Source organism: Streptomyces sp. NPDC047014 (assembly GCF_040644195.1).
GTDB lineage: Bacteria > Actinomycetota > Actinomycetes > Streptomycetales > Streptomycetaceae > Streptomyces.
Genome location: NZ_JBEYVX010000021.1, coordinates 55,228 through 76,756 on the forward strand (window position 1 = coordinate 55,228; position 21,529 = coordinate 76,756).

Genomic DNA, 21,529 nt, shown 5'->3' on the forward strand with positions numbered 1-21,529 from the left:
CGTGTGCGGGCAAGGCCGTCTCCAGGGCGGAAGGGGTAGCGGTCAGCGGGCAGCGGGGGCGGCGAGGACCGGGCGGGGCACGATCGTGGCGGGCAAGACGACGTCCGGCCTGCGGATCACGGCCAGGTCGGCAAGGACTTCGCGCTTGACCTGGGCGCGAAGGGCTGGGGTGAAGACGTCTTCCTCGAGCCTGCCGTCGGCGGTGGCGTACGGTCGGAGCCGGGCCAGGGCGAGGGTGGCGGCGGCCGGGTGCTCGGCGACGAGGCGGTCGAGGGCCGTGTCCAGGGCCTGGGATCGCAGGTCGTGGTCAGGAGCGACTCGGCGCTGGCCGGTGACAATCCCCGCGTACTGGTTGATCAGGCCGGTGTGTTCGGCCCGGCGCTGCCTGATGGCGACCAGGAACCGGCGGGCGTTGAGAATCTTGAAGGCGTCCGGTTCGGGCAGGTGGGAGAAGTCGCTGGGCAGGGCCCCGAGGGCGGAGGCGCTGGAGGCGCGGGCCACCGGCACGGTCAGGGCGGCGAGTTCGTCCAGTGCCATGTTCCAGCGCCGCTGCAGCAGGGGGTGGCGCAGCGCGGGGACGCGGTCGTTCTGGTCACGGGCGTCGTCGGCAACGGCGCTGCGGAAGGCCACGACTCCCCTGGCCAGCAGCCGCTCCACATCCGGGGTGCTGGGCGCGGTGAGATGGCCGTCGGCCCAGCCTTCCTCGATCGTGTCGAAGATGTCCTTGGCGAGCGGGCGTACGGGAAGACCGACGGCGGTCTGGGCCTGGGTGAGCAGCTGGGCGAAGCGGGCGTGGTAGGCGTGGGCGAGCCAGCTGCGGGCGGTGGTGGCCGTGTCGGTGGCTCCCCTCCCCGCGGCAGCGTCGTGCCTGCGGTTCTCGGCCCGGCTCAGGGCTGCGGTTTCCCGGTGGACCTGGTGAAGAGCGGTGCGTACCTGCCGGAGCCGGCGGGAGGTGTGGGCGGCGCGCGGGTCGCGGCGGTAGGACATCCGCTCGCCGGCGAGCTGCAGGTCGCCCTCGGCGAAGGTGAGCGCGTCGCGCAGGTCGTGAACGCGGTGCGGAGCGTGGAGGAGGTCGTGCTGGACGGGGCGGAGGTAGCCGGCGGCGTCGGCTATCGCGGCCGTGACCAACTGGTTGAAGCGGTCCTGCACGTAGTCGGAGAACTCCGTGTCGTCGAGGTCGGCGACCTCGCGCAGGCGGAGGCGGTTCTGCGGCTGGGCGGCGTCGGAGGACGCAAGCATGCTCGTCCCTTTCGCAAGGTTGGTGGTTGGGGCGATCAGGCGGGGAGCGGGCGGCGGGTGGCCGGATGGGTGCGGAGTTTCGCGAAGGACACGGCAAGGCCGACGGCCTGCAGGACGGCGCACGCGGTGATGGCGTGACCGAGCAGGTCGGGCGGGGTGAGCGCGACCACGGCTCCGGCCAGGGGGAAGGGCGCAAGCAGCAGCAGGATGATCAGGCTCAGGGTGCTGCCGAAGACCTTTTCCGGCACGAGATGGGCGCGCAGGGTGCGCAGCACCACGGTCATGCCCGCCTCGCCGGCCATCAGAAGGGCCACCAGGACCAGAAAGGCGGCGTAGGTGTCGGCGACGGCCAGGGCCAGGCAGGCGAGGGAGGCGAGTGCGGCTGCGCTGGCGCCGACCGGCCACAGACCGGCCCGGTCGATCGCGAACCGGGCAAGGGCGACCATGAGCAGGGAGGCGACGGCGGCGGCCGACCAGACGAGGCCGACCTGGCTGCTGGTACCGCCGAGCCGCTGGATGACCAGTACGGGGCCGGCGGCCTGGACGAGGCCGATCGCGGTGTTCGACAGGACGAGACCGACGCACAGCCAGCCCAGCGCGGGCAGCGAACGCAGGCAACGCCAGCCGATCCGCAGTCCGTGGGCGACGGGAATCGGCGCTTCGTGGGGCCAGGCGGGGCGCTGGCGGGGGGCCAGGGCTGCGCCGAGAACCGAGCAGACAGCGATGGTCAGGAGCATGCCGGTGGCACCGGTGTACTGCAGCAGGACTCCGGCCAGGGCCGGGCCGGCCAGCGTGGCGCCCTGGTCGATGCCCAGGAGGACGGCCTGGACACGGTGTGCCTGGCCTCCGGCGTCCCGGCTCGCCGCGCCGCCCGCGGTCTCGGCCGCGATATAGGAGAACTCCGTGAGGACGCCGGTCGACGCGGCGAGCAGCATGACCGTGGCGATGGCGGTGGCGCCGTCGACGGCGGGGAGCACGAGCGCGGCGGCCAGGACGACGAGCGCGCGCAGGATCGAGGCGATGCGCAGAACCCGGGTGCTGCCCACGCGGTCCACGGCGGCGCCGGCCAGGGCGAACGCGCCGAGGCGGGGCACCCATTCCAGAGTGAAGGCGATGCCCGTCAGGGTGGCCGAGTCGGTGACGGCCAGGACGAGCAGCGGGATGCCGTACGTACTCATCGCGAAGGCGCCGGCATCGGCCGTCCGCGGGACGTAGACACCGCGCACGGGCCCGAATGCGGGGACACGGACGTGTCGGCCGGTGGGTGGCCGTAGGGCGGCGTGCTTGGGAGGCATCATGTTTCCGGGAGGTGGGACGCTGCTGCATTCAGCGGCGGGGGGCCGGCCGCGGGTAAGGCGAAGGCGGTGAAGCGATCGGGACAGCGGGTGCGGCCGGTCGGGTCACGGCCTGGTACGCGGCACACAGTGCGGTCAGGTGGCGCACGGCGTCACCCCTCCGGGCGGCGAGCATGTCCACTTGTAGTCCGGTGAGCTGCAGGACGCCGTCGGTTGAGCCGCGCCGGTAGCGATCGCGGCCCACGGCGATGTTCCGCAACTGGTCGATGGCTTGGGTGGCGCGTTCTTGTAGCTGCTCTTGGATGTCATCGAGCCGGTAGGCGCTCTCCTGAATCAGACCGGCCAGGGTCGCCGCCTGCGCGGGCATGGAGGCCGTCGACGGGAAGACACCCAGGAGATCTCTGACCAGACTTTCGCCCGGGCCCCCGGAGCCACTGCGCGTATTGGTCGTCATCGGCGCGCACTATCGGCAGGAGCAGCGAACATGCGTAAATCTCTCTGGGCTGATGCGGATATGGACGAACGGCGCGGGCGCCGGTGGCGTCCCAGGCGTCGGCCGGCGCCGAGCTTGGGGCGAGCGATGATCAGCAGGGTCAGCGCAGTGGCGGCTCCCGCTGCAGGCAGGCCGACGAGGATCTGCGGGCTGTCCGAGAGGGCTCCGGCCAGGGCGGTGCCAGCAGCCTGTCCCGTGCCGACGGCCAGAATCAGCCAGGCATACGCCTCGGTGGTACGGGAGGCAGGGGCCAGGGCATCCACCGTGTGGAAGCCGTTGGTAATGATCAAGGTGAGGACCAGCCCCGGTATCACGGCGAGGACGATGGCCGCCCGCGGGCCGGGATCGGCCAGCAGGGGCAGCCAGCCGAGAAGGAACAGCGCGCTGGTCGTGATCAGTTGAGTGGTTGTGGTGCCGGGCCACGTCCTGCGGGCGTAGACGATGCCGCCCAGGAAGCTGCCGGTGGAGAACGCGGCCGGCAGCATCCCGGAGAGCGTGGTCATCTGGTGTGTGGCGGCCATGTGCGCGGCCCAGACGTTCATCGCGCCGAGCGCGAACCCGGTCGCCGCCAGTGCGGTGAACAGCAGGACCAGGCCCGTGCTGATCAGTGGTCCGCTGCCCGCAGGCTCCTCTGCGGCCGGGCACCAGTACCGGGAGGGGCCGGCGCTCAGGACGATGGCCGACCCCAGGAGCCCGAGGGCCGCGGTGGCCCACAGGGCGATGTCGGGGGTATGCGCGGTCGCCAGCCAGGAGGCGAGGAGGGGACCCACGATGTAGAGAAGCCCTTGGGAACCGGTGTCCAGGGCCTGCACGAGGCGGCGGCTCCCTGCGTCGGCCAGCACCGTGGGCCACAGCGCACGGAGGCCGGCCTCCAGTGGCGGGGTGACCAGCCCCGCGAACCCGACAACTGCAGTCACGGCCGCCGGCTGGCCGTCCACCCCGATCCACGGCAGCGCCACCAAGCAAAAGGCGTTGAGCAGGACGGCCGGAACGGAGACGCGGGTCTGGCCGTACTTGTCCATCAGGCGGCCCTTGACCGGCTGAGATAGGCCCGAAGCCAGCCCGTAGATCGCGGCGAGGAGCCCGGCGAAGGCCAGCGACTTACCGCCTGCGGTGATCCACAAGACGATGCTGACGGGGACCATGGCGTTGGGCAGACGCCCGATCAGGGTGCCACCCAGCAGGCGAACCACGTACTGGCTGCCCAGCACCGCCCCGTACGTGGCCGTGGCGGCGGTCGCGGTCGATCGAGCGGTCAACGGGTGGGCTTTCCATCAGGGCTCAGCACCGGGGTGCTGGGAACGGAAGGGGTACGGCGGCGGGTGGCCGGAAGGTCGCAGGATGCGTTGGAGGTTCACCGGCTCGGTCCGGTGGTGGCTGCGGAGAACAGTTCGCCGACCCGCCAGGCGGTAACCGGGGCGGGGGCAGGCGGCTGGCGCACGGCGACGGCCTGGCTGGTCTTTCGGGCCTGGTGGCCTGCCCACTGCCCGGAACGGGCGGCGGCCGGAATACGGGGCGTGCCCCATACGGGGTGGGTCTCGGCGTCCGGGAGCGGTCGGGCGGTGGCCCACGTCGAAAGGGCCAGGTAGACCGGGGCGAGGGCCCGGCCCGGTGCGGTCAGCTGCAGGGAGGCGACATCATCGCGGGAGATGGAGACGATGCCGTCGTCGATGAGCCGGCGAATCGGAGAGTAGACCGCGCTGGGGCCGCGGTCGGCCATCGCTTCGGCGGAGAGAGCGGCCATGGTCGTGGTCCCGCGGGACTTGAGGGTCCACAGCAGCACGGTGGCGTGCCGGTGGCCGATCACGGTGAGGGTGTCCTCGGCGTTCTGCGCGGCCGGGATCCGCTCCGGTTCGGCCTTCCCGGTCACGCGGTTGAGGACGAGGTTCTTCTCCAGGTGCGCGTCTCCCCAGTTGGCCAGGGCGGTCAGGGACGGCATCAGTTCGCGGCCGCGGGCAGTCAGGCCGTAGGTGACGTGCAGGCGGGTCTGGGCGGTGCGGTCGACGAGTCCGGCCTCGGACAGGGCCCGCAGCCGGGGGTGGAGCTGGCCGTCCGCGAGCCACGGCAGGTGCTCCTTGAGCTTGGTGTAGCGCAGCGGGCCGGGCTGGGAGGCCAGTGTCATAAGGACCCACACGCTCCAGCGCGGCGCGATCATCTCCAGCGCCTCGGCAACGCGGGGCAGGTCGGTCGCGGGCAGATCGGTCGAGGGCAGGCGGGCAGCAGCCAAGGCGGGAACTCCAGACGGGCGGGATGGTCGAGAGGAATGAACGGGTCAGCGCGAGCGGGCGGGCTCGGGGGGCGCGACCGGATGTGGCGCCGGAGCGACGGCAGGGGTCTGGGGCGCAGCGGATGCATGGAGCGCCACGTCGGGGACGCGGGCCAGGCTGTTCAGCACGTCGCCGAGGACCTGGGCGTGGGAGTCGCGGACGGTGACCGCGTGGGCCAGGCGGCGGGTGGCGTCGCCGATGTGGCCGACGTCCACGGATGCGATCGTGCGGTCGGGGTGAGTCAGCCGGTGAAGCTGCTCGGCGTGGAAGGCGACGGCGCGGTCGGCGTGTTGCAGGGCGTCGAAGCTGTTGAGCAAGGCGTGGCGCATGCTGCCGGGCACGGCGTCCGCCGCGAGTTCGGCGACCGGGCGGCCGTAGAGCGCTTCGATCCGCTCGCCCGCCGTGCGGGAGGCAGCGTACGGATCGGGCACTCAGCCTCTCCGAACTGCCACTACGTCTCCGGCTCCGACGTGTGCCGGCGGGAGCTTGCTGCTCACGGCTGTCGGCCGAACGGCAGCCGGGGCGGCGAGCGGGCGGACTGCTGGTGGTGGCATCGCCGCAAGCAGCGTGTCCAGGGCAGTTCGGTAGCCGCTGCGCGCTGCCAGCGCCGCCTCCAGCCACTCTGCGTCGAACCGCAACGCGTCAGAGCTCAAGGAGTCCAGCTCTGCGTCGGGGGCCATTGCCGCGTGAACGCGGTCACGGACCCTTACGACCTGCGCCTCGGCCAGAGCGAGGAAGACACGCAGCTCCAGGGCCCGTACCAGCGCGGGCGAGGCTCTGGAACGGACCGCCCGCTCGTGGAGCTCGTTCAGCGGCCCGCCGAACACGCCTTCCAGGCGGGCGTCCTGGCTGCTGGTCCGGCGTCCGTCACTCATCGCGTACCGCCTCGGATCTGCGCGGGCTGCGCCGGAACGGGGGTGGGCAGAGTGGTCGTCACCCTGGGCCCGAAGCGCTGCTGGATGTGTACCGTCTCGGCAGGGGCCTGCAGGAGGAACCGGAGCGTGATGGCCCGGCCGTCGCGGGTGGCAACAGCGCGGTTCACCCTGTGTGCCAGCTCCATCACCGGGTCGTCCAGCTGATCCCCCACCGCTGCCTCCAGCGCCGCGACCAAGGTGTCCTCGGCCCTCTCCAGCACCCGCTGAGCCTGGGAGAGCATCCCGTACCACCGGACCGCCTGGGTAGCGCCGGGATGGGCCTGAGGTGCGGCGTGGACAGCCTGGGTCAGGTCGCTCATGGGGAGGCCGAACTGGGCCTCGATTCGGTCGGCGAACAGGCCGAGCACGTCACCATCGAAGTCGTCGGGGTTGTCGGACACGAAAAGGGGGCTCCTGGGAGGGGAAACGGGTGAGCGGGTCAGTTCAGGCGGAGGCCGTCATCCAGGCGGAGGTCGCGGTCATCGACCCCGTCGGTGACGCCCGAGGCGGACGACGTGCCGCCAGTCGCCGCCGGTCACCGATGCTGTGAACGGCCTTCTGCGCCGCAGCACACCCACGGCCGTGGAGTCGCCGTCGGCGCGGGCGTGGACGGCAACGGCGAGCACCGGCTCAGCCGGCCAAACCGAACGGGAGCGACGCTGGACGGGGTGCCGCGCAGGACGGTGGCGGTGATGGACGCGGGTGTGTAGCACACAGCAGATGGCTCCAGACCAGGCAGAACAAGAGGAAGTGACCGCCCTCAGCGGGTCGGTGTTGCAAGGGTCCGTAGAATCCCCGGTTTCCGAAACCGGTACTTGGCCGCTATATTGCGCGCCGCCGATGCGCCGAAACAGGGTCGAGCGGAGATCGTGTTCAGCGGCCATGTGGCCGTCGGGACCCCTGCGGTACGGGTGTGGTTGGGGCGGTACGGACCGCGCTGCGGCGCGCAGTCGGAGCCGGCGGCGGCAGCTCCGGGGCCTCCTCGTCCGACCATGCTTCCCACCAATCCACCGCGGCGTCGTACGTCTCGAACCCGCCTTCCCGCAGGATGTGGGTGTTGGAGTTCCAGTCGAACCGCTCCAGCAGGATCCGGAACTCCGACACCGCCTGAGGGTCAAGGCACCGCAGCATCACGACCGTCTCCACAGGTTCACGCATGTCGGCGGTGTAGCTGGCCAGCAGGGCGAAGCCGTCGCCGTCGCCGCGGACACGTGCTTCCAGGGCCCGGGTCATGTCGTCGGCGGGGTCGTGCACCCCCTCCGGCGGACTGAGCGCGTCGGAGGGGCAGCCACGGGCTATCAGGTACGACTGCGCCATCGCGTACAGCGGGAGGTGCTTGGAGTCGACCTCGAAGGTCCGGGCGCTCAGGTCCCGGGAGATGTGAACGGCGCGGAGCTGCGGGCTTCCCGGAATACCCCAGGTGGCGCCCTCGTCGAAGAGTACGAAGTAGCTGTCGGCGTCCGTGCGGTGCTCGCCGAGCACCTTCAAGGACGAGATGGCCAGATGGTCGTGGTGCTGCTCGTGCTCGTCGTCAGCGGGCTCGAAACCGTCGGTTTCGTAGTCGGGTTCGGGGAGGGACACGTGGGGCGGGCTGCTTTCTGCAGGCGGGAGAGGACGTACCGCAGGCACCGTGCGGTCAGTGCTGACGGGCTGGTGCCGGCCATGCTCCGGGCGGCCGGGAGGGCACAGGGCTGATCGCCGCGGGGGTGCGACGGGTACCGAGCAACGCAGTCCTGCCGATGTCGGTCAGGGTGACCGGCTGGCCGAGGGTCAGGCTCCGGGAGGTGTCTCGGATGAGCAGCCCATGGGCTTCCAGGCGTTGGAAAGCCGGAAGCTCGATGAGGCGGCCCTGAACGGTGCGGACTGAGATCCGGTGGGTGTGAAGGTTCTCGCGCATCGTGCCGCCGCCTGCGAGCGAGAGGAGCGCGGCGAAGTCGCGGGGTGTCAGGTCTTGGTCAGCGGGGGCGGGGGCCGAAACGGCGGCCTTGACTGCTTCCAGGGCTGCGGCGGCGCCCTCGTGCAGCCGGTCGCGGAAGGCTGTGGCCTGGGCGAGTTCGTGCAGGGTCCGGCGCATGCGGTCCAGGAGCGGGGTATCTACGGGGTAGCCGCCGGAGCACAGACGCTTGAGGACGTTGCGGTGGTAGGTGACCGCGGCTTCGGCGATCGCCAGTTCCCGGTGGACGGCGGCGAGCGCGGCTCGCTCGGGCGGAAGCAGTCCGCTCCGGTGGTCGTGGTGCAGGACGGTCAGGTCGCCGACGACCTTCTCGATGGCGGCGTCAATGGCGGTTGCCGAGGATTCGCGGGCGGTCACGACTGCCGGCAGTCGCAGTCGGCCGGGATGGCGGCCAGCAGGGCTGAGCGGCGGTAGGACTTGCGGCGCCGGCCATCGCTGTGGGTGATGTCGCGGCTGGCCACTTCGAAGGGGCGAAGCAGGGTGGCCAGGCGCGTCTGGGTGAGCTCGGCGTAGGGCCAGCGGCCCTCGGCGATGCCGGGCAGGGTGCGCAGCTCCGCGACGAGGTCGGCGGAGCACACCGCGTCCGGGCTGCCGTGGCGGGCGAAGGCGTGCAGGCAGGCCGCCAGGATGCATGGGGCGGTAGAGGCAGCGGCCGGGTTGCCGGTGGGGCGAGGCGGTTGCTCGGGGTCGGCGCGGGGAGGGCAACAGTTCTCGGCGCTCAGGAGCTGCGCGACCTGCCGGCCCACCTTGGCGTGCTCAACGAGCAGTTTGCTCAGGTCGTCGAGTTCCCGATCCTGGGCGCCGGGGGTGGTGGGCCGTCGGCCGGCCCAGGCGCTCAGCTCTGCTTCCACCTCCAGATGGCGTTCGTGAGCATCCAGCAGAGCCTGGTGGCGCGGGTGCGGAACCGGGCGGGACTCAAGAAGGGTCGTCATCAGGGCCTGGAGCAGGAGGGAGGAGTGGGCGGCGAGGCTGGTCATCGCGAAGGACCCTTCGGGGAAGTCATGGTGACGCGGGCAGGCGCAGGCGGTCCGGGCAGCGGGAATACCGGCGTCGGAGACACCGTGGGTTCGGCAGGACGCGGGCGGACTTGCGGTGAGAGGGAGCGAGCTGCATGCGCACGGGGCCCGGCCGCGGGGCGGGGGCGGCCGACGCGGGCTCGGACGGTGTCGTAGATGTCGTGCTTGGCGCGGGGGCGTACCGCGACAATGTGGACGTCTGTGGGGTGGCTGGACCCGGGCGGGGCCGGGCGGTGGGCGTAGACGATGCGCCACTCGACGCGGGAGCCGAGGTAGAGCTTGCGGTACCCGGATAGGTCCGCGGACAGCTTGCCGCCCCTGACTTCGGCGCGGACTACATCCTGGATGAGGGCTAGCCCCAGGTCTCGCATGTCGCCGGGGGCGGCGAGCAAGTCGTCGAGGGCCTCGGGGTGGAAGGACAGCCCGAAGGCCGCGGGAGGCTGCGGTGGGTATGTCACGTGGCGGCCCCGCCCGGCGAGGGTCCGACGCCGGCCTGCTGGGCCTCGGCGTCGCGGGTGGAGGACTTCGCGGACGGGACCGGGCCGCGAAGCAGTCGGTGCTCCGGGCGGTCCGGGTCGGTCTGGCAGGCGCTCAGGGGACCGCCGGGAGCGCGGACGTAGGCCAGGCAGTGGGTGAGGTAGTCCCGGTGCCACACGGCCATGCCGCTGAGGCCGGCCTCGGGGTCCTTGTGCTGCTGGTAGGCCAGCCACAGCGCGTGCAGCCACGCCACGACGTCAAGGTGCTGGTGCCACTGGGCGCACCACGGAGCGGCGGTGGTGACCTCGGCGCCGTAGACATCCATGAGGTGGTCGTCCACCCAGTCGGTGAGCGCGGCCAACTCGTCCTCGAACTCCTCGCCCTCCAGCTCCAGGATCGGCTTGGGATCCGGCGGCGGCGCCGGGGCGGCGTACGAGGGCATACCGGGGAATCCCGCGAAGGGCATGCTCGCGGCCATCGGGTCGGCCGGCGGGGCGGAGGCCAGCGTGTCGATCAGACGGGCCTGCTCGGCGGACTGATCCAGGAGCTTACGTACGGAAGCCTCGATGGATTCGAGCTCGCCTTCGGGCAGACGTACCGGCTCCATTTCCCCGCCATGGCGAGGCTCAGCAGATTCGGACACGAAAAGGGTTCTCCTTGCAGCCGGGGCCGTGGAATCAGTGGCTCCGATGGTCCGGAGAATCCCCGGTTTCGGAAACCGGGGATCTGCCGCTATATTCCTCCCCGCCACCTGGTGGGCCGAGAACGCGTCCGGTCAGGACGTCAAGTCGAAATCTTCCTGCGAATGCGCCTGCTGCAGAGCCTCGGTGAGGCGCTCGGAGGCAACGGCAGCGTATTCCTTGGTCTTCTCGACGCCGATGAACTGGCGCCCTTCCATCATCGCGGCGACACCGGTGCTGCCCGAGCCGGCGCAGAAGTCCAGAACGGTGCCACCCGGCGGGGCGATCTTCACCAGTTCCCGCATCACCGAGACAGGCTTCTGCGTAATGTGCCGACGCTGCTTGCCCGACGGCTGCGAGGCGCTGTACATGCCGGGCAGGTAGACCGGGTTTGCGGAGGCGTCGATCCTGCCCTTGGAGCCCCACACGATGTACTCGGTGTCCTGGCGGAACTTTCCCTTCTGAGGGCGGGCCTGCGGCTTATGCCAGGCCAGGATGCCCAGCCACAGCCATCCGGCAGCCTGCAGGGCGTCGGTTGTGGCCGGCAGCTGACGCCAGTCGGTGAACAGCAGTGCCGTCCCGCCGGTCTTTGTGAGCCGGTGGGCCTCGGTCATGATCTGCGTCAGCCAGAGCGTGTAACTGCGCTGGTCCATCGTCTCACCGGCGAAGTCCGGCAGGGAGTGCTGGGCGTTCGCGGAGACGTACTTCTGGCGGGCGGAGCGGCTTGTGCGCTCCTTCGCTGTCCGGCCCCCAGAGTTGTACGGCGGGTCGGTGATGACGGAGTCGACACAGCCGTCGGGCAGTGTCGCGAGCACGGTCAGCGCATCGCCCTGATGGAGGGAAAACGACAAAAGGGGACCCCAATTCGGTGAGGGATACGGGGGGGAGGTCTCCGGACCGCGCAGAAGCGCACGGCAGACAAGCCGGTGGCGCGCGGGGAGGACCAAACTGTAGGTCACAATCCCCGGTTGGGAAGCATCGCGGGCCAGGAAGACCGGAATCTCGCGGATTTCGGCAGCGATTTCGGCGACCGGGGATTCGGGCTTACTGTCGTGTCACTGCCCGGCGGACACCGCCGATGGCGTACCCCTCCCCTCTTCCTTTTCCCGCAGGAGGCCCCTGTGTTCCGTCCGTAACCCCGGAAGCGGCCGTCACCGTCGCCCCGACGCTCCTCTCCCGCCTCAGGCCCCGACACGTAGACGGCCCATGTACCGCCCCTGATTTACGCTCCCCCCGCATCCCCCCGCAGGACCTGGAGGCTCTCTGATGTTCCGCCCGTAACCCCCACCGCCCTGGTGCGTGAGGCAACACGCATCCCGGCCGGGACCCTTCGCCCGCCTCCACCGCGCCGGCCGCACGGCCCTTCCCCTTGACACACCGTGCGGCCGGGGCTCGCCCCGAGGACATCACCGTGATCCGTTCCGTCCCATCCCCACGTCACATCCCAGCGGCTCGCCGACCCGAGGCCGCCCGGGAGTGAAAGGCATCGCCGCCGCGATCGGCGCGCTATGTCTCTCCCCCTTCCTGCTGGCCGGCACCGCCGTGCTCGCCGCCGCGGCGAGCGACTCCTCGGGTCAGGGCACCTCCTGCTTCACCAAGTCGGCCGACACCGAAGCGGTACGTCGCCAAGTCGCTTCCGTCCTCAGCGGATCCGGCGCCCAGAAGGTCCACATAGACGGCCTTGATCTGCCGGACGAGCAGATACCGCACGCCCGCACCATCGTCGCCACCGGCCTCACCCTCGACATACCCGAACGCGGCCAGGTCGTCGCACTGGCCACCGCCGTACAGGAGAGCCGGCTGCGCAACCTCGGCTACGGCGACCGCGACTCACTGGGCCTGTTCCAGCAGCGACCCAGCATGGGCTGGGGCTCTGCCGCCCAGGTCCGGGACCCCGTCTACGCCAGCAGTAAGTTCTACCAGAACCTGCTGAAGGTCCCCGGCTGGCAGCAGATGACGATTACCCAGGCCGCGCAGGCCGTCCAACGGAGCGGCTTCCCCGACGCGTACGCTCAGTGGGAGCCCCTCGCCCGCGCGCTGCAGCAGGCCATCGCCCCGACCTTGAAGGGCGCCCGGCCGTCCGTCGACGGCCAGACTCCGGTCCTCCCGTCCACGGGCGGGTGCACGCTGGCCGAAGACGGCAGCGGCTCCGGCCCCATCCCCGAGGGGGCTGTTCCCCAGGGGTTCTCGCTCCCCGCCGACGCCGATCCGCGCGCCAAGACGGCCATTACGTGGGCCATGCACCAGCTCGGCACCCTCTACCAGTGGGGCGGCTCCTGCCTCGCACCCCACGGCCCGGACCCCATGGGCCGGTGCGACTGCAGCTCGCTGACGCAGCAGGCGTACAAGAAGGCCGGGATCACCCTGACCCGGACCACGTATACCCAGGTCAAGGAAGGCAACGCAGTCCCGCTGAGCCAACTCCGCCCCGGTGACCTGGTTTTCAGCCGTGGGACCGTCGCCGTCCCTGAACACGTCGGCCTCTACGCCGGCCAAGGCTTCGTCATCGAGGCCCCGCGTACCGGGAAACCAGTCCGCTTCGCCCCTCTCGCCGACTTCGCCGCCAACAGCGCGCGCCGTCTCCCGTGACACCGGTCCGCCCGGCCGGCCCCTGAGGGCCGGGTGGACCGGACCACCTCCGCGCCACAGAGCGCCCCCTCCCTTCTTCCTGTTCCCCGCCAGGGCCCCCGCCGTGTCCTGCGCATGCAAGGAGCGCACCCCCATCTCCCCCGCCAGCCTCACCCCACCCCTGTCCGAACGCCTCACCGTGCTCGCCTACGATCCGGGCGTCTCACCCAAGGGCGGCGGACTGCCCGGACTCGATGTCCTGCGCACCGTCGTCAATTCCATCAACCTCTTCGGCATCGTCGCGGTGGTCGGCGCGCTTGCCGTCAGCCTCGGAGTCTGGGCCTGGGGCCATCACAGTGGCGGCCACCAGGCTGAAGCCAATGGCAAGAAGGGCGCCGTGGTGTCCGCAGCGGCCGCCCTCGGCCTGGGCGCGGCCAACGGGGTCGTTGCCTTCTTTAGTGCGCTGGGCTCGCAGGTTCATTGATGAGGAAACGTTCCCTCGACGCTCTCGGTCTCGGCTGGCTGCCGCCCCGACGCGTCGTGATCGCCGCCGGCGCCTTGGCCGCGCTGCTCGTGATGGCCGGGGCCGCTGCATGGTGGACCGGCCGCGGCCAGAGCACCAGCGCGGCCGCCCCGGATACCGGGTCCTCGGCATCGCCGAAGAGCACCTCGGCCCCCGTGCCGAAGCCAACCCCAGGGGGGTCCAGGGTCGCCGGTCCGCCGCCGATTGCCGACCCGCTGGCCTTCGCCCGGGCGAGCGCGGTGATGCTGTGGACCTTCGACGCCCGCACCACCAGCCGCGATGACCAGCTCGCTGGCATGCACGCCTGGATGACCGGCGAGCTCGCATACGCGGACTGGGACTCCGTCCAGGCCCAGATACCGGACCCGCTCCTGTGGTCCCGGCTGAAGGACAACGGCCAGCACGCCAGTGCCACCACCTCCGAGGCGCACTTCCCTTCGGCGTTCAAGCAGGCCCTGGCCGAGAACCCGCAGGCGATCACCGAGGCATACATCTACGCCGTCACCGTCCGCGGTAAGACGCAGCTCGCCTGGAGCGGCGGCGGGGGCGGGGCCGAGGACCGCCAGATCACCCTCGCCGTCCAGTGCCGCCCCGGCAAGGACTGCCGCCTGGTAGCCGTAGCCCCACGCGTCGCCCCGTAGCCGTTCCCCTCCCCCGAAAGGATGCCCGTGGGCTTCTGTGATCTGCCCGTCGCCGGCACCCTCTGCAGGGCTGGCGACGTGATCGACTTCGCCTCCGATCCGGTCGGTGCCATCGGGGACTGGATGGCGAAGAGCGCTGGCGACCTGGCCGCCGCCGCCGCCGACCTCGCCGCGAAGGCCATCGACCAAACCACCGACATCGACCTCGGTGCCGGCTGGTTCCGCGACAACTACGAGACGATCCTGCCCATCGGCCTGCTCGTACTGGTCGCGACGTTCTGCGCCCAACTCGTCCGCGCGGCCATCAAGCGCGATGGCCAAGCTCTGACCCAGGCCGTCACGGGAACAGCCAGCGGCGTGTTGTTCGCGTTCTGTGCCATCGCCTTCACCACGGTGGCCATCGAAGTCGTCGACGCATTGAGCGACGGGCTCTTCAAGGCATCGGGAACAGACATGTCCACGGCGGTGCGCCGCCTGGTCAAGGTCTCCCAGATCGGAGCCATCGCAGGCATGGGCTGGCTCGTCGCCGTCGTCGCCGCCCTGGCGAGCGCTGTCGGCATGTTCCTCTTCTGGGGCGTGATGATGGTCCGCAAGGTCGGCATCCTGATCTTGGTGACCCTCGCGATCTTCGCGGGAGCGGGCGGCGGCTGGGACGTCGCCCGCCGCTGGCGGCGCGGCTGGATTCAGGCCACCGCGACCCTCGTGGTGTCGAAGTTGCTGATGACGATCATCTTCGTGCTCGGCATCGCGGCCATGAGCAAGACCGAAGCCAAGGACGGTGTCGACGCCCTCGCCGACATGGCCGCAGGCATGGTGATCATGCTCCTGGTGCTGCTCTGCCCGTACATGGTGTTCAAGTTCGTTCACTGGGCGAGCGAAGGCACGGACGGCGAATCGATTCACCGAGCAGGTGGTGCAGGCGCCCAGATGGCACGTCAGCACGCTGAGAACGCCGGACGCAAGGCCGCTTCCGCAGCGGCCACTGCGGGCACCGGCGGCGCGGCGGCCGGGGCCTCGGGCGGCGCCCAGGCTGCAGGCGGCGGAGGCTTCCCTGGGGACATCGCCGCCAATCCCACCGGCGGAATGAGCCTGGACAAGGGCGACTCCGGCGGCGACAGCTCCGGCGGCGGCTTCCGGGACCTCATGGAGCAGTCCGGCACCCCGCAAACCCAGAACAACACAGGGCAAGGCGGTGGCCAGAACAGCAGTCCGCCGAGCTGGAGCGGCGCCGGCGGCCAGCAGGGCGAGTGGAGCAGCAATGCTCCCTCCGATCCGATGCCCCCGGCCCACGGAGCCCCCTCAGCTGCTGACAGCACCCAGCCCGGCTCGCCGACCGGCCTGTAACCCACCCGCCCCGCCCGGGGCAGGGCCCGCCCCTCCCGCGCGTCCTGCCCCGGCCCGACCCGACCCGGACCCGAACCTTGTCTTCCGAAGTTCTCCCTCTTACCGTCAAGTTCCCCCACCGGTCCCGGCGCGGCATTCTGCTGGGCCTTAGCCTCTCCCAGCTCGTTCTCGTCTCTTCGGCCCTCGCCCTCCTTCTGGCCACGGTAGTGGCCTCCGGCCTCATGGGCGCCGTCGTCCTGGCCCCCCTGTGGATCATCACCGCTGTCCTGGTCGGAGTGCGACGGGAGGGCCGGTCCCTGATCGACTGGGCGCCGCTCGTCGTCCGGTACGCCCATCGCCGCCGGACTGGGCAGACGGTGTGGCGGGCTCGGCCGGTCTCCCGGCCGCGGGTCGATGGGCTGCTCCACCTGCCCGGAACCACCGCATCGCTGCGGGTGGCCACCTCGGCATCCGGCGCCGCCGCCATCCACGACCCCCACCGGCAGACTCTGACCGCCGTCGCCAAGGTCAGCTCTCGCGCCTTCGCCCTGCTCGATCCGGCCACCCAGAACAGCAACGTGTCCGCATGGGGCCGGGCGCTGGCGGGCATCGCCCGCACCGGGCACGTCGCCATCGTCCAGGTCCTGGAGCGCACCGTCCCGGACTCCGGTGACAGCCTCGCTCGGCACTGGGCCGAGCACGGCAACCCCCAGGCCCCCGTCGCCGGGCAGATCTACTCCGCGCTCGTCGAGTCCGCCGGGCCGGCCGCTGCCCCGCACGAGGCGTACCTCGCCATCGCCCTGGACCTCAAAGCCGCCAAGCGCTTGGTCGGCCAGGCCGGAGGCGGGCTGGCCGGTGCTTTCATGGTCATGGCGCAGACCACCGCGTCCGTCGCACAGGCCGCCCGCAACGCAGGGCTCACCGTGACCGGCTGGCTGGGTCCGCGGGAGATCGCCGCAGTGCTGCGCACCGCGTACGACCCGGCCTCCACCGCCCGCCTCCAGCAGTGGTCCGCCACTGGCCGGGCCGAGGCCGACCCGGCCGCCGCCGGTCCCGTCGCCCAAGTCGAGGAGGCCGACCGGGTGATCACCGACTCCGCCCGCCACACCACTTACTGGATCGAGAACTGGCCCAGGACCGAAACCCACGCCGGTTTTTTGCACAACATCATGTTCAGCAGTGGTGTGCGGCGCACCCTCTCCCTGATCTACGCCCCGCAGGGGATCGAGTCCGCCCTCCGTGACGTCCAGCGGCGCAAGGCCGCGATCATCGCGGACGCTTCCGAGCGCCGTCGCCGCGGCCAGGTGGAGTCGGAGGCGGACAACGTCGAGTACGCGGACGTAAAGATCCGCGAGAAACAGCTGATCTCCGGGCACGCGGACGTCGCGCTGACCGGACTGCTCACGGTGAGCGCCGACACCGACGCCCACCTGAATGCGGCATGCGCGCAGATCGAAACGGCCGCCGCCGGCGCCCAGGTCGACCTGCGGCGCCTGATCTACCAGCAGACGGACGCCTTCACCGCCGGCGCTCTCCCGCTGGCTCGCAACACCCTCTGACCCGCCCGCCCGCCATCTTGGCGTCCATCCCCCCGCGAGAAGCCCTTGTCACCTGACCACCGCAGCGACGCCCTCTCCAGCGACACCCACCCGTTTCTGCGGGCGGCCACTGCCGGCCTGCGCCACCACATGCGCGCCCTCACCGTGCAGACATCCGTCGGCGAGAGCGTCCCGCCCGCCGACCGGCATCACCTCGACAGCCTGCATGCCCACCTCACCGCGCTGCACCGGCTGCTGGATCAGATCGCTGAACGCAGTCGGCCCGAGCGCCCCGCCTCCGGGCGGCACCTGGCCACCGCTCACGCCCGCGTCTGGCAGGCAGCCGACGCTGTCCACGCGGCTTTCCACCTGCTGCCCACCCCAAGCCCCGGCGGCAGCGACTGCCACCCCCAGCGTCTTCCGGAAGGCCCGCTCGTGCTGACCATCTGCCAGCGCCACCTGGCCGCCTCCCACGCGATACGGCGCACGACCACGGCTGCGGACCTTGCCGCACCGGCGTCCTGAGCACCCCGGAAACGAACGAGCACCGTTGTCCCACCGCCACGCCACCCCCCTGTTCACCCCGCACAACATCGACCGCGCCCAACGCCGAGCCCTGCGCAAGCAGACGGCCCGAGCCGAAGCCCGTGCCCGCACCGCTGCTGGCACTGACGCGAAGCAGCAGCCCACCGAGGCCCCCTACCCCGACGCCGTCTACCCGCCTACCGGACGCCCCGGCCCCGCCTCAGCCCGCGGCAGCCACCTCAGGCTCCCCGCCCACCGCATGACCACCGCAGTGGCGAGCGCCGCCTACCCCTTCCTCGCCGAGGGCGGGCTCGGCGCCAACGGAATCTACGTCGGCACCGACCTGCACGCCGAGGGATCATTCACGTTCGATCCGTTCAGCATGTACGGGAAGGTCGAGGGGTTCACCAACCCCAACCTGCTGCTCGCGGGAGTGATCGGTCAAGGAAAGAGTGCCCTGGCCAAAAGTCTGGCCCTGCGCAGCATCGCGTTCGGCCACAGGGTGTACGTGCCGTCCGACCCGAAGGGTGAATGGACAGCGGTCGCACAGGCCCTGGGCGGCTCGTCCATCGTCCTCGGCCCGGGACTGCAGGGTAGGTTGAACCCCCTTGACGCGCCGCCCCGTCCCCCGACAGTTCCAGAGGTCGAGTGGGAGGGTGAGGTCCGCAAGCGTCGCTTGCTGCTGCTCGGTTCCCTGGCACGAACCGTCCTTGGCCGTGACCTGCTGCCTCGGGAACACACCGTCCTTGATGTGGCGCTCGCCGCCGCCGCCACGCGAGCCGCCACCTCCGGCAGACCCCCACTGCTGGGCGACGTCGCCCACGCCCTCGCAGACGGCCCCAGCCTCGACCTAGCCGGCGGTCAGCTCGCTGGACGCCTCGGCGAAGCCGCCCGAGACCTCGCCCACGCCATGCGCAGACTCGTGTTCGGCGACCTCGCTGGCCTCTTCGATGCCCCCTCCACCACGGCGTTCGACCCCTACCAGCCGATGCTGTGCATCGACCTCTCCCGCCTTGACGGCAGCGACGACACCGCTCTGGTATTGGCCATGACCTGCGCATCGGCCTGGATGGAGGGAGCCCTGACTGACCCGCACGGTGGTAAGCGCTGGGTGATCTATGACGAAGCCTGGAGGCTGATGCGGCATCCGGCGCTCCTGCTGCGCATGGCCGCCCAGTGGAAGCTCAGCCGCCGCCTCGGCATCGCGAACGCCTTGATCGCGCACCGCCTTTCAGACCTCCTGGCCGCGGGCGACGCAGGCAGCCAGAGCCGAGCCTTGGCCGAGGGCCTGCTCGCCGACTGCAGCACCCGTGTGATCTACCGACAGGAAGCCGACCAAGTCCACGCCGCGCGCACACTTCTCGGGCTGACCAGCGTCGAGGCGGCGGCGCTGCCCCATCTCAACCGTGGCCGCGGCCTGTGGAAGGTCGCGGGTCGAAGCTTCGTCGTCCAGCACCAGCTCCACCCCGCCGAACTGCAGCTCTTCGACACCGACGCCCGCATGGCGGCGTAAGCGCCCTCGCGAAGCACCCCTGAAAGGAACGCCGTCCATGGCACTCCATCCTCATCTTCACGCTCTCGTAGCCGAAGGCCGTCCTGCCAGTCCGTACGTGGGCACGTCCCCCCGACCCGCGGTAGGCGGATACGACTCGTTCACCTTCACTCGACAGACGGCCGACCGGATCGCCGCTGATCTCAACCGGGACAAATGCGGCCTGACCGCTGATTGGGACGGCGACTCCCTTATCTTCACCGCCTCCGCGGACTACAACGGGGAGGCGTTCACAAAGATCGTCACGCCTGACGAGTATGGCCACTACACGATCGATGCGATGTGGCCCTGGGATGCGTGGAGCGAAGATCTCGACCCGGACGAGCACAACCGAGCGTTCGTGCGCGGCGCCCTGACTCCTCATGCACCAGCTGAATTTGGGTACCCGCATGCCGCCCGCGCAGCGTGGCGGAGCGGACAAGCCGAGGCAGCCCGTCTGCTCCAGGCCACAACCATCAAGCAACATAACGAGAACCAGCCGCAGTTGACGAGCCGCCTGCAACCGCCCGAAGCATCCAAGGCAGCCTGGCGCCCCCACCCTCCCAGGCGGCCGCGTTGACGCCGAAGCCGGCACCCTCATCCGCAGGGATGGCTCCGGGTAACCGTCGCGCACATCCACCACGCGATACCCCCCACGAGATCACCCGTCGGACGGTGGCCGTGGCCAACTCCCTGCAGGAGTTCTCCTCCGGACTTGCGCCCCGCCTATCATCCGGGTGGACACCCAGTGTCCAGATCACGCCACACTGGTGGAGCCGGGCCTACCACCGCCTCTGGGAACACGAGGGCAGCGTACTGTGGCGGGCCCTGCACGAGGACCACCTGGACAGCGGCCACAGGTATGCCCGGGCCTTCCTCACCCACGACCATGGCCTGCAGCTCCACGTTGTCCAGCGTCCTTACCGGACGCATCAGTTCCTGATCGGCGCATTGCTGCCAGCAGGCATCGTCGAGTACGACACCACCCCGCGTCCGTCTGCCATCGCCGTCCCCGCGGACCCGGCCCGTGCAGCCGCCGCAGTCCGCCGCAGGTTCCTGCCGTACTACCGCGTTGCAGCCTCGGCCACCTCCCGCAGCACGCGCTTCCAACAGGCCCAGAAGGTCGTCATCGGCCGCTCCGCGGAAGGGCTTCCGCTCGCCGACGTGCTGTCCCCCCGGGCCGTACGAGCCCTGCTCCGCGAGGACGGGCGCTGGCGCCTGGACCCCGCAACCGGCCTGTGCACGGCCATCGCCTCACCCCAGGCTCCGGAAGATCTCGTCCAGGACGCGGCAGAGCGACTCCGCGGTCTCAGCTTCGAAGTCCTGGTGAGCGACCAGCACCCTCTGGACCCGTTCTTCCGTACCCCACCCCGGGCAGCACCCGGGCCAGTGGTCGCTCCCCCACCCAGGGCAAGCGGTCCGCACCGCTAGCCGCATCGAAACGTCCGAGCCGGCACCACCCCCTGAGGGAATCCCCTGAACACCTCCCACATCAGCTCCGTCGACTGGGTCGACTACCAGCAGTTTCGTGCCGCGCACGACGACCTCATGGCGCAGGTAGACGACCGTGAGTCTCAGATCGAAAACGGCCTGATCGACGCCCGCAATGCATACGCATTCGACTTCACCCGGCTTCCGGAGCGGGCCCCCAAGACCATACTCAGTACGCCACCGCTGCCCCGCGCGTCCACCTCCCCTAGGAGGAGCTGTGGCCGCTGACGGCGAGAACACACCCGTCGGCCTGTCCGACTTCGCCACCAGTCTGGCCGCCCGTCTGCCCGGCAGCTGGACCAGCAAATTCCACCACCACGCACGGTACGCCGATCAAATCCCCCGAGCCGAGCAGCTCTGGGACGCCGGCCACGTCAGCTACCTCGTCAGCCAGTACGTCCTCATGCACGACGCCGTGCTCCATGGGCCGACGGGACAACGGCTCTACGTGAGCTACCGGCCGCGTCACCCCGACCAGTTCGTCGTCGCCCCACTCAGCCCCGACGTCGAGCCGTACCACTTCGTGGGGGTCGAAGAGCCCAACGGAATCGCGATCCCCAACGATCCCGTTCGCGCCGCTTCCCAGATCGCCCAGCGGCTACTGCCGCGCTACGAAGCCGCCCTTGACGCGGTGCGCCGCAGCGTCGTCGACCAGCCCGAACCCCCGCACCGCAAGGCTCCGCCCCAAGTCGACCGGACCCTCACCCTGACCTGGTACGAAGACGGGGCCCTCGGGGCGCCGTACAAGGACGTCCCGGAGGAAGCCAGGGACACGCTGTACGCCCACGGATTCCAGTACCTGCCACACCAGGCCGCGTTTCTCCTCCCCGCCTCCTACGGGGAGGTCGACCGCGCCGTACGCGTCCAGACCGTCGCCCTCCGGCTCGCCTCGCTCGGGATCGGCGTGAACCTGCGTCACGCCAGTTCCACCGCCCCCCTCCCGCCACGCCCACCTGCCGTGGCCAGGCCGGTGGCTCCACGCTCCGCCGCCCACGCCTCCCGCGTCCGCTGACCACCCACCAGAAAGAACCCGCCATCAGCACCCGCAGCTTCA

At 70.7% G+C, this 21,529-nt stretch carries 22 protein-coding genes; 10 read left to right on the forward strand and 12 right to left on the reverse strand.

The window, feature by feature from the left end:
• Positions 1-42: 42 nt before the first annotated feature.
• The 12 genes from ABZ873_RS15160 to ABZ873_RS15215 all read right to left on the reverse strand — a co-directional run bounded on the left by ABZ873_RS15160 (position 43) and on the right by ABZ873_RS15215 (position 11,186).
• Entirely contained in the window at positions 43-1,239 is a 1,197-nt protein-coding gene (locus tag ABZ873_RS15160) for a hypothetical protein (RefSeq protein ID WP_360870810.1), read from the reverse strand.
• 35 nt (positions 1,240-1,274) lie between these two features.
• Positions 1,275-2,537, reverse strand: a complete 1,263-nt coding sequence (locus ABZ873_RS15165) for an MFS transporter (protein ID WP_360870813.1) — start codon at positions 2,535-2,537, stop codon at positions 1,275-1,277.
• Positions 2,538-2,565: 28 nt separating this feature from the next.
• On the reverse strand, positions 2,566-2,988 hold the full coding sequence (locus tag ABZ873_RS15170; protein ID WP_360870816.1) for a hypothetical protein: 423 nt from the start codon (positions 2,986-2,988) through the stop codon (positions 2,566-2,568).
• The gene (locus tag ABZ873_RS15175) at positions 2,985-4,238 is read right to left on the reverse strand and encodes an MFS transporter (RefSeq protein ID WP_360870819.1); all 1,254 of its coding nucleotides are present in this window, start codon (positions 4,236-4,238) and stop codon (positions 2,985-2,987) included. Before ABZ873_RS15175 ends, ABZ873_RS15170 begins: the two co-directional genes overlap by 4 nt.
• Before the next feature lie 143 nt (positions 4,239-4,381).
• Complete coding sequence (locus ABZ873_RS15180) at positions 4,382-5,254, reverse strand: helix-turn-helix domain-containing protein (protein ID WP_360870822.1); 873 nt, start codon at positions 5,252-5,254, stop codon at positions 4,382-4,384.
• Between the two features lie 45 nt (positions 5,255-5,299).
• Positions 5,300-5,725 (reverse strand): hypothetical protein, encoded by a 426-nt coding sequence (locus ABZ873_RS15185; protein WP_360870825.1) that lies wholly within the window; start codon positions 5,723-5,725, stop codon positions 5,300-5,302.
• Positions 5,726-6,165: 440 nt separating this feature from the next.
• Positions 6,166-6,609, reverse strand: coding sequence for a hypothetical protein (locus tag ABZ873_RS15190; protein ID WP_360870828.1), 444 nt, complete (start codon positions 6,607-6,609; stop codon positions 6,166-6,168).
• Positions 6,610-7,081: 472 nt separating this feature from the next.
• Positions 7,082-7,789, reverse strand: coding sequence for a hypothetical protein (locus tag ABZ873_RS15195; protein WP_360870831.1), 708 nt, complete (start codon positions 7,787-7,789; stop codon positions 7,082-7,084).
• A gap of 55 nt (positions 7,790-7,844) precedes the next feature.
• Complete coding sequence (locus ABZ873_RS15200; RefSeq protein ID WP_360870834.1) at positions 7,845-8,519, reverse strand: hypothetical protein; 675 nt, start codon at positions 8,517-8,519, stop codon at positions 7,845-7,847.
• On the reverse strand, positions 8,516-9,139 hold the full coding sequence (locus ABZ873_RS15205; protein WP_360870837.1) for a DUF3631 domain-containing protein: 624 nt from the start codon (positions 9,137-9,139) through the stop codon (positions 8,516-8,518). The genes ABZ873_RS15200 and ABZ873_RS15205 overlap by 4 nt, the downstream gene beginning before the upstream one ends.
• Before the next feature lie 493 nt (positions 9,140-9,632).
• The gene (locus tag ABZ873_RS15210; RefSeq protein ID WP_360870840.1) at positions 9,633-10,262 is read right to left on the reverse strand and encodes a DUF4913 domain-containing protein; all 630 of its coding nucleotides are present in this window, start codon (positions 10,260-10,262) and stop codon (positions 9,633-9,635) included.
• 168 nt (positions 10,263-10,430) lie between these two features.
• Complete coding sequence (locus ABZ873_RS15215; RefSeq protein WP_360870843.1) at positions 10,431-11,186, reverse strand: site-specific DNA-methyltransferase; 756 nt, start codon at positions 11,184-11,186, stop codon at positions 10,431-10,433.
• Positions 11,187-11,811: 625 nt separating this feature from the next.
• On the opposite strand from ABZ873_RS15215, the gene ABZ873_RS15220 reads away from it, so the two are divergent.
• The 10 genes from ABZ873_RS15220 to ABZ873_RS15265 all read left to right on the forward strand — a co-directional run bounded on the left by ABZ873_RS15220 (position 11,812) and on the right by ABZ873_RS15265 (position 21,487).
• The gene (locus ABZ873_RS15220) at positions 11,812-12,924 is read left to right on the forward strand and encodes an NlpC/P60 family protein (protein ID WP_360870846.1); all 1,113 of its coding nucleotides are present in this window, start codon (positions 11,812-11,814) and stop codon (positions 12,922-12,924) included.
• 178 nt (positions 12,925-13,102) lie between these two features.
• A complete protein-coding gene (locus ABZ873_RS15225) occupies positions 13,103-13,387 on the forward strand; it encodes a hypothetical protein (RefSeq protein WP_360870849.1) in 285 nt (94 codons plus the stop codon).
• Entirely contained in the window at positions 13,387-14,067 is a 681-nt protein-coding gene (locus tag ABZ873_RS15230; RefSeq protein ID WP_360870852.1) for a hypothetical protein, read from the forward strand. The genes ABZ873_RS15225 and ABZ873_RS15230 overlap by 1 nt, the downstream gene beginning before the upstream one ends.
• Before the next feature lie 27 nt (positions 14,068-14,094).
• Positions 14,095-15,411 (forward strand): ATP-binding protein, encoded by a 1,317-nt coding sequence (locus ABZ873_RS15235; RefSeq protein ID WP_360870854.1) that lies wholly within the window; start codon positions 14,095-14,097, stop codon positions 15,409-15,411.
• Between the two features lie 77 nt (positions 15,412-15,488).
• Positions 15,489-16,949: an SCO6880 family protein gene (locus ABZ873_RS15240; protein ID WP_360870857.1), complete on the forward strand. Its 1,461-nt coding sequence runs from the start codon at positions 15,489-15,491 to the stop codon at positions 16,947-16,949.
• A 45-nt stretch (positions 16,950-16,994) separates the two neighbouring features.
• On the forward strand, positions 16,995-17,453 hold the full coding sequence (locus ABZ873_RS15245; RefSeq protein ID WP_360870860.1) for a DUF6238 family protein: 459 nt from the start codon (positions 16,995-16,997) through the stop codon (positions 17,451-17,453).
• A 259-nt stretch (positions 17,454-17,712) separates the two neighbouring features.
• Complete coding sequence (locus ABZ873_RS15250; protein ID WP_360870863.1) at positions 17,713-18,966, forward strand: ATP-binding protein; 1,254 nt, start codon at positions 17,713-17,715, stop codon at positions 18,964-18,966.
• Positions 18,967-19,063: 97 nt separating this feature from the next.
• The gene (locus ABZ873_RS15255) at positions 19,064-19,564 is read left to right on the forward strand and encodes a hypothetical protein (RefSeq protein ID WP_360870866.1); all 501 of its coding nucleotides are present in this window, start codon (positions 19,064-19,066) and stop codon (positions 19,562-19,564) included.
• A 101-nt stretch (positions 19,565-19,665) separates the two neighbouring features.
• Positions 19,666-20,415 (forward strand): hypothetical protein, encoded by a 750-nt coding sequence (locus tag ABZ873_RS15260; RefSeq protein ID WP_360870869.1) that lies wholly within the window; start codon positions 19,666-19,668, stop codon positions 20,413-20,415.
• A 277-nt stretch (positions 20,416-20,692) separates the two neighbouring features.
• Positions 20,693-21,487, forward strand: a complete 795-nt coding sequence (locus tag ABZ873_RS15265) for a hypothetical protein (protein WP_360870872.1) — start codon at positions 20,693-20,695, stop codon at positions 21,485-21,487.
• Positions 21,488-21,529: the final 42 nt, after the last annotated feature.